At 60.2% G+C, this 17257-nt stretch carries 16 protein-coding genes; 14 read left to right on the forward strand and 2 right to left on the reverse strand.

Features of this window, described 5'->3' with window-relative positions; all coding sequences use genetic code 11:
- Together HYT87_18660 and rfbF are read right to left on the reverse strand one after the other, a co-directional pair.
- On the reverse strand, positions 1-1267 hold a 1267-nt coding region (locus tag HYT87_18660), incomplete at its 3' end, for a B12-binding domain-containing radical SAM protein (GenBank protein MBI2061765.1).
- Between the two features lie 158 nt (positions 1268-1425).
- A complete protein-coding gene (gene rfbF / locus HYT87_18665; protein MBI2061766.1) occupies positions 1426-2199 on the reverse strand; it encodes a glucose-1-phosphate cytidylyltransferase in 774 nt (257 codons plus the stop codon).
- A gap of 105 nt (positions 2200-2304) precedes the next feature.
- Between rfbF and HYT87_18670 the strand changes: the two genes are divergently transcribed.
- The 14 genes from HYT87_18670 to HYT87_18735 all read left to right on the forward strand — a co-directional run bounded on the left by HYT87_18670 (position 2305) and on the right by HYT87_18735 (position 17239).
- Positions 2305-3459 (forward strand): glycosyltransferase, encoded by a 1155-nt coding sequence (locus HYT87_18670; GenBank protein ID MBI2061767.1) that lies wholly within the window; start codon positions 2305-2307, stop codon positions 3457-3459.
- A gap of 159 nt (positions 3460-3618) precedes the next feature.
- Positions 3619-4506 carry a glycosyltransferase family 2 protein gene (locus HYT87_18675; GenBank protein ID MBI2061768.1) on the forward strand — a complete coding sequence of 296 codons (888 nt, stop codon included), beginning with the start codon at positions 3619-3621 and terminating at the stop codon, positions 4504-4506.
- A gap of 60 nt (positions 4507-4566) precedes the next feature.
- Entirely contained in the window at positions 4567-5583 is a 1017-nt protein-coding gene (locus tag HYT87_18680) for a glycosyl transferase (GenBank protein MBI2061769.1), read from the forward strand.
- Between the two features lie 61 nt (positions 5584-5644).
- Positions 5645-6583, forward strand: a complete 939-nt coding sequence (locus HYT87_18685) for an NAD(P)-dependent oxidoreductase (GenBank protein ID MBI2061770.1) — start codon at positions 5645-5647, stop codon at positions 6581-6583.
- 12 nt (positions 6584-6595) lie between these two features.
- Positions 6596-7420: a nucleotidyltransferase family protein gene (locus HYT87_18690; protein ID MBI2061771.1), complete on the forward strand. Its 825-nt coding sequence runs from the start codon at positions 6596-6598 to the stop codon at positions 7418-7420.
- Entirely contained in the window at positions 7417-8472 is a 1056-nt protein-coding gene (locus tag HYT87_18695; GenBank protein MBI2061772.1) for a kinase, read from the forward strand. Before HYT87_18690 ends, HYT87_18695 begins: the two co-directional genes overlap by 4 nt.
- Positions 8473-8498: 26 nt before the next feature.
- Positions 8499-9434: a GDP-L-fucose synthase gene (locus HYT87_18700; protein ID MBI2061773.1), complete on the forward strand. Its 936-nt coding sequence runs from the start codon at positions 8499-8501 to the stop codon at positions 9432-9434.
- 38 nt (positions 9435-9472) lie between these two features.
- A complete protein-coding gene (locus HYT87_18705) occupies positions 9473-10423 on the forward strand; it encodes a thiamine pyrophosphate-dependent dehydrogenase E1 component subunit alpha (protein MBI2061774.1) in 951 nt (316 codons plus the stop codon).
- A 1-nt stretch (position 10424) separates the two neighbouring features.
- A complete protein-coding gene (locus HYT87_18710) occupies positions 10425-11471 on the forward strand; it encodes an alpha-ketoacid dehydrogenase subunit beta (protein ID MBI2061775.1) in 1047 nt (348 codons plus the stop codon).
- A complete protein-coding gene (locus tag HYT87_18715; protein ID MBI2061776.1) occupies positions 11472-12644 on the forward strand; it encodes a DegT/DnrJ/EryC1/StrS family aminotransferase in 1173 nt (390 codons plus the stop codon). It abuts the gene before it with no gap.
- An 11-nt stretch (positions 12645-12655) separates the two neighbouring features.
- Entirely contained in the window at positions 12656-14161 is a 1506-nt protein-coding gene (locus HYT87_18720) for a cobalamin B12-binding domain-containing protein (GenBank protein ID MBI2061777.1), read from the forward strand.
- A gap of 6 nt (positions 14162-14167) precedes the next feature.
- Positions 14168-15169 (forward strand): glycosyltransferase family 2 protein, encoded by a 1002-nt coding sequence (locus tag HYT87_18725; GenBank protein ID MBI2061778.1) that lies wholly within the window; start codon positions 14168-14170, stop codon positions 15167-15169.
- Entirely contained in the window at positions 15166-16125 is a 960-nt protein-coding gene (locus tag HYT87_18730; GenBank protein ID MBI2061779.1) for a glycosyltransferase family 2 protein, read from the forward strand. Before HYT87_18725 ends, HYT87_18730 begins: the two co-directional genes overlap by 4 nt.
- The gene (locus tag HYT87_18735; GenBank protein ID MBI2061780.1) at positions 16040-17239 is read left to right on the forward strand and encodes a DegT/DnrJ/EryC1/StrS family aminotransferase; all 1200 of its coding nucleotides are present in this window, start codon (positions 16040-16042) and stop codon (positions 17237-17239) included. The genes HYT87_18730 and HYT87_18735 overlap by 86 nt, the downstream gene beginning before the upstream one ends.
- The last annotated feature ends 18 nt before the right edge of the window (positions 17240-17257 follow it).

The raw sequence follows: 17257 nt of genomic DNA on the forward strand, positions 1-17257 counted from the left end.
GGATCTCTTCTTCCGTATTGCCCGGCGGGACATATGAAAAGGGGACGGGCTTGAAAGGCGATTCGGTGAACGTGGAGGTGGAAATGAAGTTCTCGTAGATGCCCTGGATGAAAAGCCTGCCCTGGCATTTGGCGATCTCATACAGTTCCGTCCCGGGATAGGGAGTGGCGTTATTGTAGCGGACCAAGTCGATCTTCAGATCGTTGCTGAGTGTGACGCAGTCCATTCTGTCCTTGTGCGTGTCACCCGGCAGGGCGTAGATAAACGTCGCGCTGACGTGATAGCCGATCTTCCTTGCGATCTGGACGGCGTTGACGCAGTCTTCGACCGTCTCGCGCTTCTTGATGGTCTTCATCATCTCCGGATTGGCGGTCTCCATGCCGAAAAAGACGCTGTGGAACCCCACGTCAAAGAGGTCCCGCATCAGTTTCTCGTCCGCATTGTCCCCGCGCGCCTGGAAAGTGAAGTTCATCTTTTCATGCAGGCCTTTGGCCCGAATCTCGTTGATCAGTCTGTATATCCGTGGTTTGCTGACCAGGAAATTGTCGTCCAAGAAAGTAACGGACCTCTTGCCGTACTTGGTGTAGAGCTCCTCAAGTTCTTGAACGAGAATGTCCGCAGGCCTGTAACGGTATTTCTTGCCCGTGGTGATCCTGTTGCTGCAAAAAATGCAGTCGTAGGGACATCCCCGCGAGCTCATGATGAAGCCGAGATCGTATCTTTTGTTCGTGAACAGATGGTAGGGGAAGGGAGGTTCGGCGCTCAGGTCCTTCATGGCCGGGGACATCTTGTTGTGAATGATCGCACCGTTCTTCTTGTAGGAAAGGCCATCGATGCTCGAAATGTCTGTTCCAGCTTTGACGTGTCTGTAGAATTCAGCAAGCGGGCGTTCCCCTTCACGCCTAATCACGGCGTCGATATGATCATACGCCAGCACCTCGTCGGGAAGAGCCGTGGGGTGAATGCCGCCGAATACGATCTTTGAATCCGGATAGAGTTGCCTGAGCTGTTTCGAGAGTATCACCGCGTTCTTCAAGGCGGCTGTCAGCACGCTGAACCCGAATATATATGGCTTTTCCATTGTCTTGACGTGTTCCGCGACACGGTCCAGCACATGGTCCTCGACCTGCTCGTCCAGGCATGCGGCCCGGATACCTGCGCGTTCCAAAGCTGAGATCAGAAAACCTACCCCAATGGGTACGGATATGGGAAGGAATCGCTGGAAGACTTTGGCCGCGTCTTTGGGAGATGAGTTTATCAGGATCATGTCGGGCTTCGTTGGGACGCGAAAACCCCGTAGAAGCTTACCGCGGCCAGATCACCGAAGGTGCCTACCTTCCGGGTGAACGGCCTTCCCCTGAGTTTTCTCGCGCCCTGACGTCCCTCTCCGAGCGGACCCATCCACAGGGGTCCTCGTTTTCCTCATTACGCCCATGTCTTCCAAGGCGCTTGCCCTCGGGCCCAGATGTCATTGAGGAGGAGGTAATCCCGGTGGGTATCCATCGCCTGAAAAAATCCGCTATGGCGATACGCCGCCAACTGTCCGTCCTCCGCAAGGCGCCTCAGGGGCTCCCGTTCAAGCGCGACGCCGCCGTCAAGATAGTCGAAGATCTTCTTCCCGAAGACGAAAAATCCTGCGCTCACCCACCCCTCCAACTGCGGCTTCTCCTGGAAGCGTCTGACACGGTCCTGCTCCCCGAGCTCAACCACGCCCCAGCGCGAAGGGGGTCGGACGATCGTCACCGTCCCGATCCGGCCGCTCCGCCGATGAAAATCCAACAGGGCCTCCAGATCAAGATCGGCCAGACCATCTCCGTAGGTCAACATAAATTCATCCTCATCGATGTATTTCTCAATCTTCTTCACCCGCTCCCCTGTTTCCACGGTCGAACCGGTGTCGGCCAGAGTCACCCGGAAATCCTGTTCATCGTGGGCCCCAAGGAACTGCACGTCTTCCGTATGTCCCAAGCGGATTGAGAAATCGTTGTTCATGGCCTCGTAGTTGAGGAAGTACTCCTTGATCATGCTGCCCCGGTAGCCCAGGCAAAGAACGAACTCCCGGAACCCCTTGTGGGCGTACAGCTTCATGATGTGCCATAGGATGGGCCGCCCTCCGATCTCCACAAGGGGTTTGGGCCGGAACTCGGTCTCTTCACGCAAGCGAGTTCCGAGCCCACCGCACAAGATGACAACTTTCATGTTTCGTAACCGTTCAGCCTTTCTTTCACATGCAGGCTCTGAAAAGTCAACGCGACGGCCGGTTGAAAGTCACACGGGGGGCGCTTACACTGGCCTCGCAAACCGATGGGACCCGACACTCCCCTGATTTCGATTGTTACTCCTTCCAAAAACCACGGGCGATTCGTCGAGGAAACAATCCGTTCGGTCTTGGAACAGGACTATCCCCACGTCGAGTACATGGTCCTGGACGGCGGCTCGAAGGATGGAACCGTCGATGTCATCCGCCGCTACCAAGACCGATTGGCGTATTGGGTCTCGGAACCCGATGGAGGGCAAACGGATGCCATCAACAAGGGGTTCGCCCGGGCCAAGGGGGAATTCCTAATGTGGCTGAATTCGGATGACTTCCTCCTTCCCGGGGCGCTCCGCGCCGTGGCTGAAGGCTTCAGCTCCGATCCGGAGGTCGGAATCATTCACGGCGACGCGATCACGATCGACGAGGATGGGAACCGGAGAGGCGTCACCCGATCCGGCCCCTTCACGCTCGAAGGACATATCACGGGCAAAGGCCCCTTCATGGTCCAGCCGTCCGCTTTCATGCGCAGGAAGGTCATGGAATCGATCGGCCCCCTCGACGCGAGCCTGAGGTACGCCATGGACTATCAGGTCTGGTTGCTCGCCGGCTACCGCTTCAAGTTCCACTATCTCCCAAAGGTGCTGTCCGTCTACAGGGACCACCCGGGCACCAAGCGGTCCGAAATCAACACCCGCTACCATGAGGAAGGCAAGCTCGTGATGGACCGCTTGTTTGCGCAACGTGATCTCCCGGATTCGATCCGGCGACTTGCACCGGATGCCTACCGCACGGCCATCTTCTATTTCATCGTGTGGAACGGCGCGAAAGGAACCACAGACTTCTTGAAAGAGTATTGGTCCAAGGCCTGGGAAGATTCCCTCCTCACGCCTTCGCAGATTGAAGCGCTGGGCGCCTGGACAAGCCTGAACGGATTCCAGCGTTCGAACCAGGCCGATGCCATCGGCGCCTGTCTGGCTCTCCACCGCGGTTTGGCCGGCCGGTTTCCAGAAGCCGGCATCGCGGACCCGGAAGCGTGGGCTCGGAAAGGCACAGCCGATTTCCTGCTGGATCTCGCGGCCCAGCAGAGGGACCGCGGCCGGCGGCGCCCGGCCCTGCGGCTTCTTCGGGAAGCCTCACGGCTACACGCGGGGATCCTTCTTCGGCCGCAAACGCTTGGACAGCTCGTGAGATGCCTCATTTGAATCGCGAACTGCGGGCAGAGCTTGACTTAGTGCGTCTAACAGAATGCGTAGGGGAGGGTCTTCAGACCCTCCCGACAAGAGGGAGCATCTGAAGATGCTCCCCTACGAATCGGCATTCTGTTAGACGGGGGTCGCTGGATCGAGCCGTGCCTCACGGGATTGCTCGGTAGCCGGCACCCCACACACGTCATCGTCGTAGACAATAACTCGACGGACGGGACGCCGAAGACCATTGCGGAAAAGTTTCCCCAAGTCGAGTTGCTCGCGCAGCCCGTGAATACCGGCTTCGGAGGCGGGAACAATATCGGATTCGCGCGGGCCTTGGAGTTGGGCGCTCGATATGTCTTCGTATTGAACGTCGATACCCAGGTTCCGGCAGACACCATCGGAACGCTCATCCGCTTGGCATCATCGAATGACGATTACGGGATCATCAGCCCGATCCATCTCAATTACGAAAGCACCCGTATCGACACGCTTTTCGGATTCTTCCTACATCGCGCGGGTCTGGCGGATTTCTTTTCCGACCTCTACCTTGGGAGGGCTAGAGACCTCTATCCGATCTCCTTTACGCCCGCCGCAGCTTGGCTCATGACCCGGACCGCCCTCGAGAAGGTGGGCGGTTTTGATCCCCTTTTCCACCCCATCTACGGAGAAGACGATGATCTGTGCAATCGGATCATCCATCACGGCTTCAAGATCGGGATCACGCCGCGCGCAACGATAGGCCATTGGCACGGGAGTCACTCTTCCGAAACCCCCGCCACCCATATGAGCTTTCGAAGAAGCTACCGCTCCTGCTACGGCGAGTGGGTCGCCCATCTCAAGAAGCCGGGGGGATCGTTCTTTCTGCACTACCTAAGTTTGCTGAGGGTTTGTATGACCGAATTCGTCTCCGCTGTTCTCTACCTGAACCCACGGAAATTTGCCGTGTCTGCTCTCACCCTGGGGGTGGTTTCGCTCAGAATGGGAAGAATCTTTCACCATCGCAAAAAGTGCATGACCGAGCCGGGCGTGTGGCTGGATGGGCTTGGGGTCAAGTCTTGAATTGATACGGCTATCGGACGACCGCTCAACCAAGTTGTCTCAAGTCAAGACTTGACCCCTATGCTCCATTTCTGCACCTACTTCGATCACCGGTATCTCGCCCGGGCGCTCGCGCTGCATCAATCCCTCAAGAGAGTCTGCCCGCCGTTCCAATTGTGGACCCTCTGCATGGATACGCCCAGTTTCGACCTTCTCTCGAAATACGCCCCTCCCGAAATACGGCCGATCGCGCTGGACACCCTGGAGCGAAGCCATCCTGAGCTGCTCGAAGTCAAGAAGAGCCGGTCGCCGGTCGAGTACTATTTCACATGCTCGCCTTTCCTCCCCTATTACATCCTGTCCACCGAGCCGGAGGTGGACCTGCTCACCTACCTGGATGCAGACCTTTTTTTCTATTCCGATCCGGCCCCGCTGTTCGAGGAAATGGGGAAAGGCTCCATCGGGATCATCGGCCACCGGTTCCCCCCCCATCTGAAAGGACTTGAAGCCTACGGAATCTACAACGTCGGCTGGCTCTCGTTCAGGAAGGATGAGCGGGCCCTCGAATGCCTCCGTTGGTGGAGCGCTCGCTGCATGGAGTGGTGCTACGACCGCCCGGAGCCGAACCGTTTCGCCGACCAGAAATATCTGGACGATTGGCCGAGCCGGTTCGATGGCGTCGTGGTGCTCCAGCACAAGGGGGCCAACGTGGCGCCATGGAATGTGGGAGGGTCAAACCTCAACATGGACGGTACCGCACCGTTGGTGGACGGCGACCCCCTCCTCTTCTTTCATTTTCACGGTCTGAAGCATCTCGCGGGCAGAATCTACGATCCACAGTTAGGCCGCTACCACCTCCATCTCAACCATGGACCCCTTCGCGCCCTGTATCGAAACTACATCCGGGCCTTGCAGGAAGCGGCCCGTCAGGCGCCCCTCGAGGCTCATACCCAAGCCCTCTCGGCCTCCGCACGGGGACAGGCCGATCTCTCGACCGTCAGCGCCGGGTCCGGGGGCGTCAGCCTCCCCGTGGCTCTGAAAACATTACTCCGACATGCGAAAGGAGTCCTCGCCGGAGATCTGATCCTCGTACGTTAGTCGAACGCCGCTCCACTAGAAATCTTACCCCCGCATCTCTATGATGTATATCCCAACGACCATGGCAGGACACGTATTCATCACCGGTGGCGCCGGCTATCTCGGCTCCATCCTCTGCGAACGCCTGCTCCAGGGGGGATATCGCGTCACCGTGCTGGACAACCTTATGTATGGGCAACACAGCCTCTTCCACTTCTGTGCCCATCCTCAATTCGATTTCATCTACGGAGACGTTCGCGACCGGAAAACTCTGGAAAAACTGATCCCCAAGGCCGATGTCCTTATTCCGTTGGCCGCCATCGTGGGCGCGCCGGCGTGCGACCGCGACCCGCGACTCGCCGCCGACGTCAACCTGGAAGCCGTGCGCACCCTTAACAAGCTCCGAAGCCCTCAGCAGCTCGTCGTCTATCCCACCACCAACAGCGGCTACGGCACTCAGTCCGGGGACATCCACTGCACCGAGGAAACACCGCTCGAACCGATCTCGCTCTACGGCCGAACCAAATCCGACGCCGAAAAGGATCTCCTGAATTCCAAGAACGCCGTCACCTTGCGGCTGGCCACCGTCTTCGGCATGTCCCCCCGTTTTCGGCTCGACCTCCTCGTCAATCATTTCGTCTACGCCGCGGTCACGGACGGCTACCTCGTCATTTTCGAAAAAGAGTTCAAGCGGAACTACGTTCACATCCGAGATGTGGCGGATTGCTTCGTCTACTGCATCGAAAACTCTTCGCGCATGACGGGACGCCCCTTCAACGTGGGGTTGGACTCGGCGAATCTTTCCAAGGAGGAATTGGCGCTACGGATCAAACAACACGTCCCCAACTTCTACATCCACTTCTCCAATGTGGGCAGCGATCCCGACAAGCGGAATTACATCGTCTCCAACCAACGCTTGCGCGAGGCGGGGTTCGAGGCCAGGCGGTCGCTCGACGACGGCATCCGCGAACTGATCAAGGGCTATCGGATGATGGGACGCGGTGAATTCAAGAACGTCTAGCCGAAACGAGGAATGGATCTGACCGCCATGATTCTCGCCGGCGGGCTGGGGAAGCGCCTCCAACCGGTCGTGCCGGACCGGCAGAAAGTATTGGCAGAAGTCGATGGCCGGCCCTTTCTTGCCGTCCTCCTCGATCAAATCGGCCGCGCCGGAGTCCGCCATGCCGTCCTCTGCACCGGGCATAAGGGCGATCAGGTTCGATCCAGCCTTGGGGATCGATTCGGCGCCGTCCAGCTTTCCTACTCCCATGAAACCCAACCCCTCGGAACGGCCGGCGCCCTGCGCCATGCGCTCCCTCTTGCCGAGTCCGATCCCATCCTGGCCCTCAACGGAGATTCATACTGCCAGGCGGATCTTCAGGATCTGGTCGAATGGCATCAACGGAAACACGCCGACGGCACGCTGGCTTTGGTCCAAGTCCCGGATGCCGGCAGATTCGGCCTCGTGAGGACCGACGCCCAGGACCGGGTCATCCGCTTCGACGAGAAAGGCGGCCACGAGGGACCGGGCTGGATCAGTGCCGGAATCTATGTCCTCAGCCGAAAACTGCTCGCCACGATCCCGGAGGGACGGGCCGTCTCCATCGAGACGGAGATGTTTCCTCTGTGGACGAGGGAGCAACTTTTCGGCTTCCGACTGGAAGGCCGGTTTCTGGACATCGGAACACCGGATTCGTACGCCGTCGCTTCGGAGTTCTTCAGGGACCCATCTTGCACAGAATCAGCAACCGTTCATCACCCCCCATCCTCCCCTTCCCCCTCAAGGGGGGAAGGGGAAAAAAATACCCCCTCCCCCTGGATGGGAGAGGGCAAGGGTGGGGGTGGAGACAACCCTTGATTATCAGCCGCACTCCTTATCGAATCTCGTTCTTCGGGGGAGGAACCGACTATCCCGCGTGGTATCGACAACACGGTGGCGCCGTCCTCGCCACCACGATCGACAAGTTCTGCTACCTCATGGTCCGCTACTTCCCACCCTTCTTCGAACATCGATACCGTGTCGTCTGGTCCCGCATGGAAAATACCGCCACGAAGGAGGACATCACGCATCCGGCCGTGCGCGCCATTCTCGATCACCTCCAGATCGATCGCGGCGTGGGAATTCAGCACGACGGCGACCTGCCCGCGCGGGGAGGGATGGGTTCCAGCTCGGCCTTCACGGTGGGACTGCTCCACGCGCTGTACGCCCTCAAGGGACAGATCGCCACGAAGCATCAACTGGCTCTCGAAAGCATCCACATTGAGCAGGAGGTCCTCAAGGAAACGGTGGGTTCTCAGGACCAAGTGCTCGCCGCGCACGGTGGGTTCAACCACATCTCTTTCCTGCAAAACGGCGACGTCGTCCTGAAACCGATGACACTGCCCCCCGATCGAATCCAGGAGCTGAACGCCCATCTCATGCTCTTTTATTCCGGGATCCGGCGGACCGCGGCCAAGGTGGCGAAAACGTACGTCCAGGACATCGAGGCCAAGGAGAAACAATTGCGGCTGCTCGCCGGCATGGTGGATGAAGCCATCGGGATCCTGAACGGATCGGGAGAACTGGACGGTTTCGGAAAACTCCTCCATGAAGGCTGGAAGGCCAAGCGAAGCCTCAGCTCCAAGGTGTCCAATTCGGAAGTGGAGAAGATTTACGAGGCCGCACGGTCGGCGGGCGCCCTCGGCGGCAAATTGACGGGAGCCGGTGGAGGCGGATTCATGCTTCTCTTCGCCGCACCCCGCACCCATTCGCGTATTCGAGAGGCCCTCAAGGGGCTCATCCACGTGCCGTTCAAATTCGAGTACTCGGGCAGCCAGATCATCTTCTACGACGTGGAGGTGGACTACTCCGCGGAGGACCGGGCGCGCAACCATCAGTCCATTCGGGCCTTCAAGGAACTGGGGTCCTAGGCATCATCACCGGTTCGGTAGCGGACATGCAGAAGTCATGCAGGATCTTCGTTGCGGGCGGGGAAACGCTGATCGGCGGGGCCATCCTCCGGCGATTGGAACACGAGGGATTCAAGAAGGTCGTTGGCACGCCGGGTCAGGCACCCAACGGTCGGGATGCCGCAGGATTGGACCGCTTCCTCGACCGGGAAAAACCCGAATACGTGTTTCTGGCCGCGGGAATTTCCGGCGGAATCCGCGCCAATCAGGATCGGCCGGCCGATTTCATCCGCGACAACCTTCTCGTCGAATTCAACGTCATCGACGGCGCCTATCGCCACGGCGTGAAGAATCTCCTCTACCTCGCCAGCTCCTGCTCGTATCCCAAGCACTGCCCCCAGCCGATGAAAGTCGAATCGATCCTCACGGGCCCGCTGGAACCGACCAATGAAGCCTACGCCGTGGCCAAGATCGCCGGTCTCGCCATGTGCCGGGCTTACCGCAAGCAGTACGGCGTCCGTTTCATCCCGGCCGTTCCCGCCGACGCCTTCGGGCCAGGAGACGATTCCGATCCGGAAGGCTCCCACGTGGTTCCGGCGCTCCTGATCAAGATGCACCGGGCCAAAGCGCGCGGAGAGCCCAGCGTGGAGATCTGGGGTACGGGGAATCCCCGGCGCGAATTCATCTTTGCCGACGACCTTGCCGACGCCTGCATCCACGTCATGAACAGCTACGCGGGTGGAGACCCCATCAATCTGGGCGGGGGGACGGAACTCTCCATCCGCGAACTTGCGGAAAGGGTCCGGGACGTTGTAGGTTTCACCGGCCAACTGAGGTACGATACGTCCCGGCCGGACGGCATGCCCTTCAAGGCGCTGGATTCCACCGTCTTGAAACAATTGGGATGGCAGCCCCGGGTGCCCCTGCGCCGGGCCCTTGAAGAAACGTATCAGTGGTTTCTGAAGACCGGCGCGCTCGCATAGCGAAGAGTGGCGTGAAATACTGGGTTGCGGTGTAAAGCATGGAAAAACTAGAAGCCAGATTCTACCGATCGCTGTACCGGATCCGCCGCGTGGAAGAGGAAGTCGCGCGCGTGTATCCGACGGACAAGATCAAGAGCCCCGTTCACCTCTCCATCGGCCAGGAAGCCGTCTCCGTCGGCGTCTGCGAGGCGCTCCAAAAAGAGGACGTCGTGTTCGGAACCTACCGCGGCCATGCGTTTTATCTGGCCAAGGGCGGCGACCTCCGGCGGATGGCCGCCGAGTTGTACGGAAAGGCCACGGGCTGCACCAAGGGCAAGGGCGGATCGATGCACCTCGTGGACGTGTCCGTGGGCGTCATGGGCGCCTCCGCGGTCGTGGCCACCACCATCCCCCAAGCCGTGGGCTACGCGTTCGCCATGAAGGTGCGGAAGGAGAACCGGGTCGTCGTCAGTTTCTTCGGCGATGGCGCCATCGAGGAGGGCGCCTTTCATGAGAGCGCCAACTTTGCCGCGCTCAGGCAAATTCCCGTGATCTTTATCTGCGAGAACAATCTCTACGCCGTCCACACGCCGATCCGCGACCGCCAACCTCCGGTCCCCATCTACAGACGACTGGAGGGTTACGGAATTCCCGCCGAACGCATTGAGAACAACAACGTCGATAAACTTTACGAGCGCGTCAAGGCGGCTGCCGATGAGATGCGCCGCACGCATAGTGGGCCCCGCTTCTTCGAGTGCATGACGTATCGCTGGAAAGAGCATGTCGGCCCGAATGAGGACTTCCAGGCCGGCTACCGCGGACGGAACGAGGCCGAACCCTGGTTTGAGAACGATCCTGTCAGGAGGATGGGGGAAAAACTGGAGGCCGGCGTCCGAAAGGAGATTGAACGGAAGGTGGATTCAGAAATCCGAGAAGCATTCGACTTCGCCGAGCAAAGCCCTTTCCCGTCTGACGAGCAATTGTACACGGATCTCCTGGCGGGCGCCTGAAATGGACCGGACGATCACCTACGCCGACGCCCTGCTGGAGGCCACCGATCTTGAAATGACGCGTGACCCTGCCGTCTTCGTCTTCGGGATCGGCGTCCCGGATTTCAAGGGGCTCTACGGCACCACCCGCGGCCTCCTGCAGAAGTACGGGCCCGACCGCGTCTTCGACACCCCCCTTTCGGAAGATGGACTCACAGGCATGGCCATAGGGGCAGCCCTCGCCGGCATGAGGCCCATCCACGTCCACATCCGGATGGACTTTGTCATCCTGGCTCTGAACCAGATCGTCAACGTCGCGGCCAAAAGCCGCTATATGTACGGCGGCACGGTTAAAGTGCCCCTCGTCATCCGCATGATCATCGGGCGGAGTTGGGGCCAGGGGGCGCAGCACTCGCAGGCCATCCACTCGTTCTTCATGCACTGCCCGGGCCTCAAGGTCGTCGCTCCCAGCACGCCGCACGACGCGAAAGGCTGCCTGATCGAAAGCATCCGCGATGATAACCCCGTCATGTTCGTCGAACACCGGCTTCTTCACTACCAGAAGGGGCCCGTTCCGGATGGCGTCTACACGGTGCCCTTCGGAAAGGCGCGCGTACTGACGCAGGGAACGGACATCACCGTGGTCGGCATTTCCTACATGGCGGTCGAATGTCTGCGGGCGCAACGGTCGCTCCAGGAGGTCGGGATCGGCGCGGAGGTCATCGATCCCATTTCGCTCAGCCCCCTCGACATGGACACGATCGCCGAATCCGTGAAAAAAACCGGGCGGATGCTCGTCGTCGACACGGCATGGACCGCGTGTGGGGCCAGCGCCGAAATCGCCGCCCGCGTAGTCGAACGCCTGGGCGGATCGCACAAGCTCCAGGTCCAGCGCATGGGCTATGCGCCCGTCAACTGCCCCACGACGAAGAATCTTGAAAACTTGTTCTACCCGAATGGGCAGACCATCGCCTCGACCGCCTACTCGATGGTCCATGACAACAAGAAAACGTGGTCCCCCACTTACGTGGAGGCGCCGGAAATCGTACAATTCAAAGGACCCTTCTAGATGGTGAAAAAATATCTTCTCGCGGATCAAACCATTCCCCATGCCGACATCCAGGAACTCATCGCCTGGCTGAACACCCGGCCCTGGCTGAGCCAGGGGCCGCTGGTCAAAGAGTTCGAACGCGAATGGGCGAAATGGCTTGGGACCAAGCACGCCGTCTACGTCAATTCCGGCTCCTCGGCGAACCTCCTCATGTACTACGCTTTCCTCGTTTCGAAGAAACACAAGAACCACCGGGTCATCGTTCCTGCTGTAAGCTGGCCCACCAGCGTCGCTCCGGCCCTCCAGCTCGGCTTCCAGCCCATCATGTGCGATGCGGATGAGGAAGACTTCGGGCTGGACATGGACTCACTCGAAAACCTCCTGAAGAAATACCGTCCCACGGCCGTCACCGCCGTCCACGTCCTGGGGGTTCCGAACAAAATGGACCGCCTCCTCGCCTTGAAGAAGAAATACGGCTTCGCGCTCCTCGAAGATACCTGCGCGGCCTTCGGATCCCGTTACGACGGCCGCATGGTGGGAACGTTTGGCGACATGAGCACGTTCTCGCTCTTCTATGGGCACCACCTCTCCACGATTGAAGGCGGCATGGTCTGCACCGATCGGGACGATCTTTACGACATCCTCCTCCAAATTCGGAGCCACGGCTGGGCCAAAGATCTTTCGCCGGAGACCGAACGGAAGCTGGCCCGCAAGTACAAAGTGATGGAATTCAATCGGCCGTTCACGTTCTACCTCCCCGGATTCAATGTCCGGTCTACGGACCTGAACGCGAGACTCGGCCTGTGCCAGCTCCGGCGCACGGAGCACGTCATCCAGTGCCGCGTCGCGAACCACAAGATCTACCAAAGCCGGTTCACGAAAGCGCCCGGATTCCATTGCCAAAAGAACGATCGCGCGGAGATATGCAGCATCTCGTTCGTCGCTCTGGCGCCCTCGCCGAAGAAACGCGATGAGATCGCCGCGCGCCTCCGGCAGAATCAGATCGAGACGCGGCCCCTCGGCGGCGGCAACATGTCCCGCCAGCCGTTTTGGAAGGATCGGCTCGGCGCGCTCAAGCTTCCGGTGTCCGATCGGATCGCCGCCACCTGCTTCCAGCTCCCCAATCACCCGCTTCTCGAGCCCGAAGACATCCACTTCATCTGCGATACGGTCTTAACCGGGCGACACTAGGAAGTCTGCCGGTGGCCAAAAAGCCGCAACTCGATCTCCTCCTCATTCATCCGGGAAACCGGCAGCGAATCTACCAAGTCTTGGGCCGGAAGCTGTCGTCCGTCGAGCCGCCGGTCTGGGCGGGCCTGATGGCCACCTACGTGCGGCGGAAAGGATACAGCGTCTCGCTGATCGATACCGAGGCCGAGGGCCTTTCGCCGGAACAGGCGGCAGGGGCGGTCGCGGACGCCGCTCCCCTTCTCGTGGCCATTGTGGTGTACGGCCACCAGCCCTCCGCCTCCACGCAAAACATGTCCGAGGCCCTCGATCTGGCCGCGGCGATCAAGCAGAGAACCCCGGAACAGAAACTTCTGCTGGTCGGCGGTCATGTCGCCGCGCTCCCTGAACAAACACTGAAAGATAGCGCCGCCGATTTCGTTTCGAGCGGTGAAGGCCCGGCCACCCTGTCTTCCCTCCTGGAGGCGCTCAAATCCGTATCGCCGAACCTCGGCAAAGTTGCCGGCCTCCTTTACCGGGACAACGCTGAATTGCGGTGGGGACCGCCCTCTCCCCTGATCCAAGAGCTGGATGCCGAGATGCCGGGAATTGCCTGGGACCTCCTCCCGATGAAGAAGTACCGGGCCCACAACTGGCACGCCCTCGGGCATCCCTCCCGGCAGCCCTACGCCTCCGTCTATACCACGCTCGGATGCCCCTATCACTGCACGTTCTGCTGCATCCAGGCCCCCTTCAAGAGCGGCGAGAAGTTCCTCGGGTACAAGGATTCCACCAATACCTATCGCTATTGGAGCCCCAAGACCGTCGTCGACCAACTGGAACTGTTGGCAAAGGACTACGGTGTGCAACACGTCAAGTTCGCCGACGAAATGTTTGTTCTCAACAAGAAGCACGTGGAACCGATCTGCGACATGATGATCGAACGCGGCCTCAACCTGAATATCTGGGCCTACGCCCGCGTGGACACTGTGCGGGATGGGATGGTCGAGAAACTGAAGAAGGCCGGAATCCATTGGCTGGCGTTCGGCATAGAATCGGCCAACGAGCGCGTGCGGGATGAGGCGCGCAAAGGCTATGATCAGGAAGACATCTTCGAAACCCTCAATAAAGTGTGGGACGCCGGGATTCATGTCATCGGGAACTACATCTTCGGCCTCCCGGAGGACGATCTGAAGAGCATGCAGGAGACGCTCGACCTGGCGATGGAACTCAATTGCGAATTCGGAAACTTCTACGCCGCCATGGCCTATCCCGGATCCCAACTCTACAAAACAGCCCTTCAGGAGAAGTGGCCGCTGCCGGAGAAATGGTCGGGGTACTCCCAGCACGCCGAGGACTCACTCCCGCTGCCGACGAAGCACCTCTCTGCGTCGGAGGTCCTCCGTTTCCGCGACCACGCGTTCCATGCGTACTTCCAGAATCCAAAGTATCTGGACATGGTGAGCCGCAAATTCGGTTCGGCGGCCGTCGAACATATTCACTCCATGGCCGCGCACAAACTCGTCCGCAGGTTTGCCTAGATCCAGATGCGGCGCAACGCCGACGTCCCGCTCGTTTCCATTGTCCTCTCGTTCCGGAACGAAGAGGATGTCCTTCCCGAACTGGTCTACCGCCTCACGACCGTCCTGGAAGCCCAGCGCGTGGATCACGAACTCATCTTCGTCAATGACACGTCCACGGATCGCTCCGCGGAAATTCTGAGGGACCGGACCACCACCGATCATCGCATCAAAGTCATCAACATGGCCCGCCGCTGCGGGGTATCCGAATGCGTCCTGGCGGGCATGACGTATGCCGCCGGTGACGCGGTCGTCTACATGGATGCGGATCTCCAAGATCCTCCCGAGGTCATCCCCAAGTTGATTGAGGCCTGGCGGGGAGGGGCCGAGGTGGTGAACACCGTGCGCACCATCCGGGAGGGGGAGCCCCGATACAAACTCTTCCTCACGAAAGTCGCCTACCGGTTGATTCGCTCCGTTTCCGTGGAGCAGCGCATCGAGAGCGAAACCGGGGACTTCAAACTGATTTCCCGTCGGGTGCGTGACCATCTCCTGTCACTTAAGGAGCGACATCCCTACCTGCGCGGCCTCATCCCCTGGATTGGATACAAACAGGTTTCGGTGGAGTATGAACGGCTGGCCCGGGCAGGCGGAGTGACCCATTTCTCCATCTTCCGGTATCTGCTGAGGGACTTGGCCACGCTGAACGGTCCCTCCGGAATGCTCCTGAGGGGCATTACGTCCTTTTCCATCCTTCCGCTCGTCCTTTTTCTGTTCTTGGGAGCGGCGGTCTGTACCGGCGCGCTTCTGGCCCTCCTTGTTTTGGGGATCGGAGTCCTCATGGGCCACCCTTGGCCCGGCTCGGCAGGCTTGGCCCTCAGCCTGACCTTTCTCGGCGGCATTCAACTCGTGGGTATCGGAACCCTCGGTCTCTACCTCGGCCGGGTCTACCATGACGTTCGCGGCCGGCCCGCCTTCATCGTGGAAAGCACGATCAACATCGACAGCAGCGTCGCGCCCTCTCCATGAGGGACCCATCGCCGTTCTCCCTCTCGGTGGTCTTCTCATTCCGCAATGAGCAGGCCGTCATCCCTGAGCTGATTCGAAGAGTCGAGGCGGCCCTCGATCCCCTCACGCCCCATTACGAGCTGATCTTCGTGAACGATGCGTCGACCGACGGCTCCCTGGATCTTCTGGCGGAAAGACACCATGAAGATCCCCACATCAAGGTGATCACCATGTCGCGTCGTTTCGGCGTCTACGAGTGTCTCTTCGCCGGCCTCAACCACGCGCGGGGAGACGCGGTCATCATCATGGATGCCGATCTTCAAGACCCGCCGGAGGTCATCCCTGACATGGTCAAGCGGTGGAGGGAAGGGGCGGACGTCGTCTACACCACCCGGCTCTCCCGCGAGGGCGAGCCGATGGCGAAGATGGCCCTGACGAAACTCGCCTACCGAACGCTTCGGTGGGCCTCCACGATCGACCTACCGGTCGATTCGGGTGATTTCAAACTGCTTTCACGCAAGGTCGTCGCCGAATTCGGGAAGCTGGGAGAGAAAGACCCCTATTTCCGGGGGATGGTGAGCTGGGTGGGATTCAGGCATGCGCAGGTCCACTACCACAGGGAGAAACGCTATGCCGGGAAGACCCAGCGGTCTCTGTTCGGTGGGGAGCCGATCAAAGTGTTCCTCGCCGCGCTGGCTTCCTTTTCCAATCTCCCGTTGCACCTGCCGCTCATTTCCGGCGGAGTCTTGTTTCTGGCCGGCTTGATCCATCTGGCCGCCATCGTCCGGCTCGTGATGGTCGGCGGTGATCCCGCGGCCTGGTCCATCATCGTATGCTGCCTCCTGCTCCTCACGGGGATTCAGGTCGCCCTTCTGGGCCTCGTCGCCCTCTATGTCGGACGTGTCCTCACTGAAGTCCGCGACCGGCCCCGATACATCATCGAGAGCACGATCGGGCTTGACCCTCCGTCTCTCTGAAAATCCCTTGAAATCGAAAATCCTCCCCGCCGATCCGCGCGCCTGCTACCTCGCCCACAAGGCGGAAATCGACCGGGCTCTCCACCGGGTCGTGAACGAGGGGCGGTATATTCTCGGCCCGGAAGTGGAGAGGTTCGAGAACGAATTTGCCGCCTATCTCGGAGCACGCCACGCCATCGGCGTCGGAAGCGGTACGGAGGCCCTCCACCTCGCCCTCCGTGCCCTCGAGGTTGGAAGGGGTGATCGCGTCATTACCGTCTCGCACACAGCCGTGGCCACGGTGGCCGCCATCGAGCTCGCCGGCGCGACACCCCTGCTCGTGGATATCGATCCCCACTCGTACACGATGGACCCGAAGGCCCTCGAGGCCGCGCTGAAAACAACCCGCGGGGCGAAGGCGGTAGTCCCCGTCCATCTCTACGGCCGGCCCGCGGCGCTCCCGGAAATCCTATCCCTCTCGCGCCAACACGGTTTGAAGGTCATTGAAGACTGCTCCCAATCCCACGGGGCGGAGATCGAAGGCCGGAGAACCGGAACGTGGGGGGATGCGGCCGTGTTCAGCTTTTATCCGACCAAGAACCTCGGCGCCCTCGGAGACGCCGGAGCCATCGTCACCAACCAGGGGACCGTGGCCGATCGCGCCCGCCTGCTCCGGGAATACGGCTGGAAAGAACGCTACGTAAGCTCCATTCAAGGGATGAACAGCCGGCTTGACGAAATCCAAGCCGCCGTGCTCCGGGTCAAACTCGGCCTCCTCGATAGGGAAAATGACCGTCGGCGGGCCGTCGCCTCCCTGTACCGCCGGCGACTCGAAGGTTCCCAGTTCGGCCTGCCTGAATCCCAGCCGAAGAGCACCCATGTCTTCCACCAGTACGTCATCCGGACCGACCGGAGGGATGAGCTTCGTGAACGGCTTTCCCGAGAGGGCATCGGCACCCTCGTCCATTATCCGGTGCCCATCCACCTGCAGCCTGCCTATCGCGACCGCATTGCGATGGGCGGAAACGGGCTCGCCAACACCGAGCAAGCCTGCGGAGACATTCTGAGCCTGCCCATGCATCCACATCTTTCCGATGAAGATGCGCACCGCGTCGTCGCCGCTCTCCTCGGCTGACCCGCGCGGGGCTCCGGC

Source organism: Nitrospirota bacterium (assembly GCA_016180645.1).
Lineage (GTDB): Bacteria > JACPQY01 > JACPQY01 > JACPQY01 > JACPQY01 > JACPAV01.

Excerpts from the sequence above, each read along its gene's own strand:
- rfbF (MBI2061766.1), bottom strand. The coding sequence starts at position 2,199 with ATGAAAGTTGTCATCTTGTGCGGTGGGCTCGGAACTCGCTTGCGTGAA.
- HYT87_18670 (MBI2061767.1), top strand. The coding sequence starts at position 2,305 with ATGGGACCCGACACTCCCCTGATTTCGATTGTTACTCCTTCCAAAAAC.
- HYT87_18680 (MBI2061769.1), top strand. The coding sequence starts at position 4,567 with ATGCTCCATTTCTGCACCTACTTCGATCACCGGTATCTCGCCCGGGCG.
- HYT87_18685 (MBI2061770.1), top strand. The coding sequence starts at position 5,645 with ATGGCAGGACACGTATTCATCACCGGTGGCGCCGGCTATCTCGGCTCC.
- HYT87_18690 (MBI2061771.1), top strand. The coding sequence starts at position 6,596 with ATGGATCTGACCGCCATGATTCTCGCCGGCGGGCTGGGGAAGCGCCTC.
- HYT87_18700 (MBI2061773.1), top strand. The coding sequence starts at position 8,499 with ATGCAGAAGTCATGCAGGATCTTCGTTGCGGGCGGGGAAACGCTGATC.
- HYT87_18705 (MBI2061774.1), top strand. The coding sequence starts at position 9,473 with ATGGAAAAACTAGAAGCCAGATTCTACCGATCGCTGTACCGGATCCGC.
- HYT87_18710 (MBI2061775.1), top strand. The coding sequence starts at position 10,425 with ATGGACCGGACGATCACCTACGCCGACGCCCTGCTGGAGGCCACCGAT.
- HYT87_18715 (MBI2061776.1), top strand. The coding sequence starts at position 11,472 with ATGGTGAAAAAATATCTTCTCGCGGATCAAACCATTCCCCATGCCGAC.
- HYT87_18725 (MBI2061778.1), top strand. The coding sequence starts at position 14,168 with ATGCGGCGCAACGCCGACGTCCCGCTCGTTTCCATTGTCCTCTCGTTC.
- HYT87_18730 (MBI2061779.1), top strand. The coding sequence starts at position 15,166 with ATGAGGGACCCATCGCCGTTCTCCCTCTCGGTGGTCTTCTCATTCCGC.
- HYT87_18735 (MBI2061780.1), top strand. The coding sequence starts at position 16,040 with ATGTCGGACGTGTCCTCACTGAAGTCCGCGACCGGCCCCGATACATCA.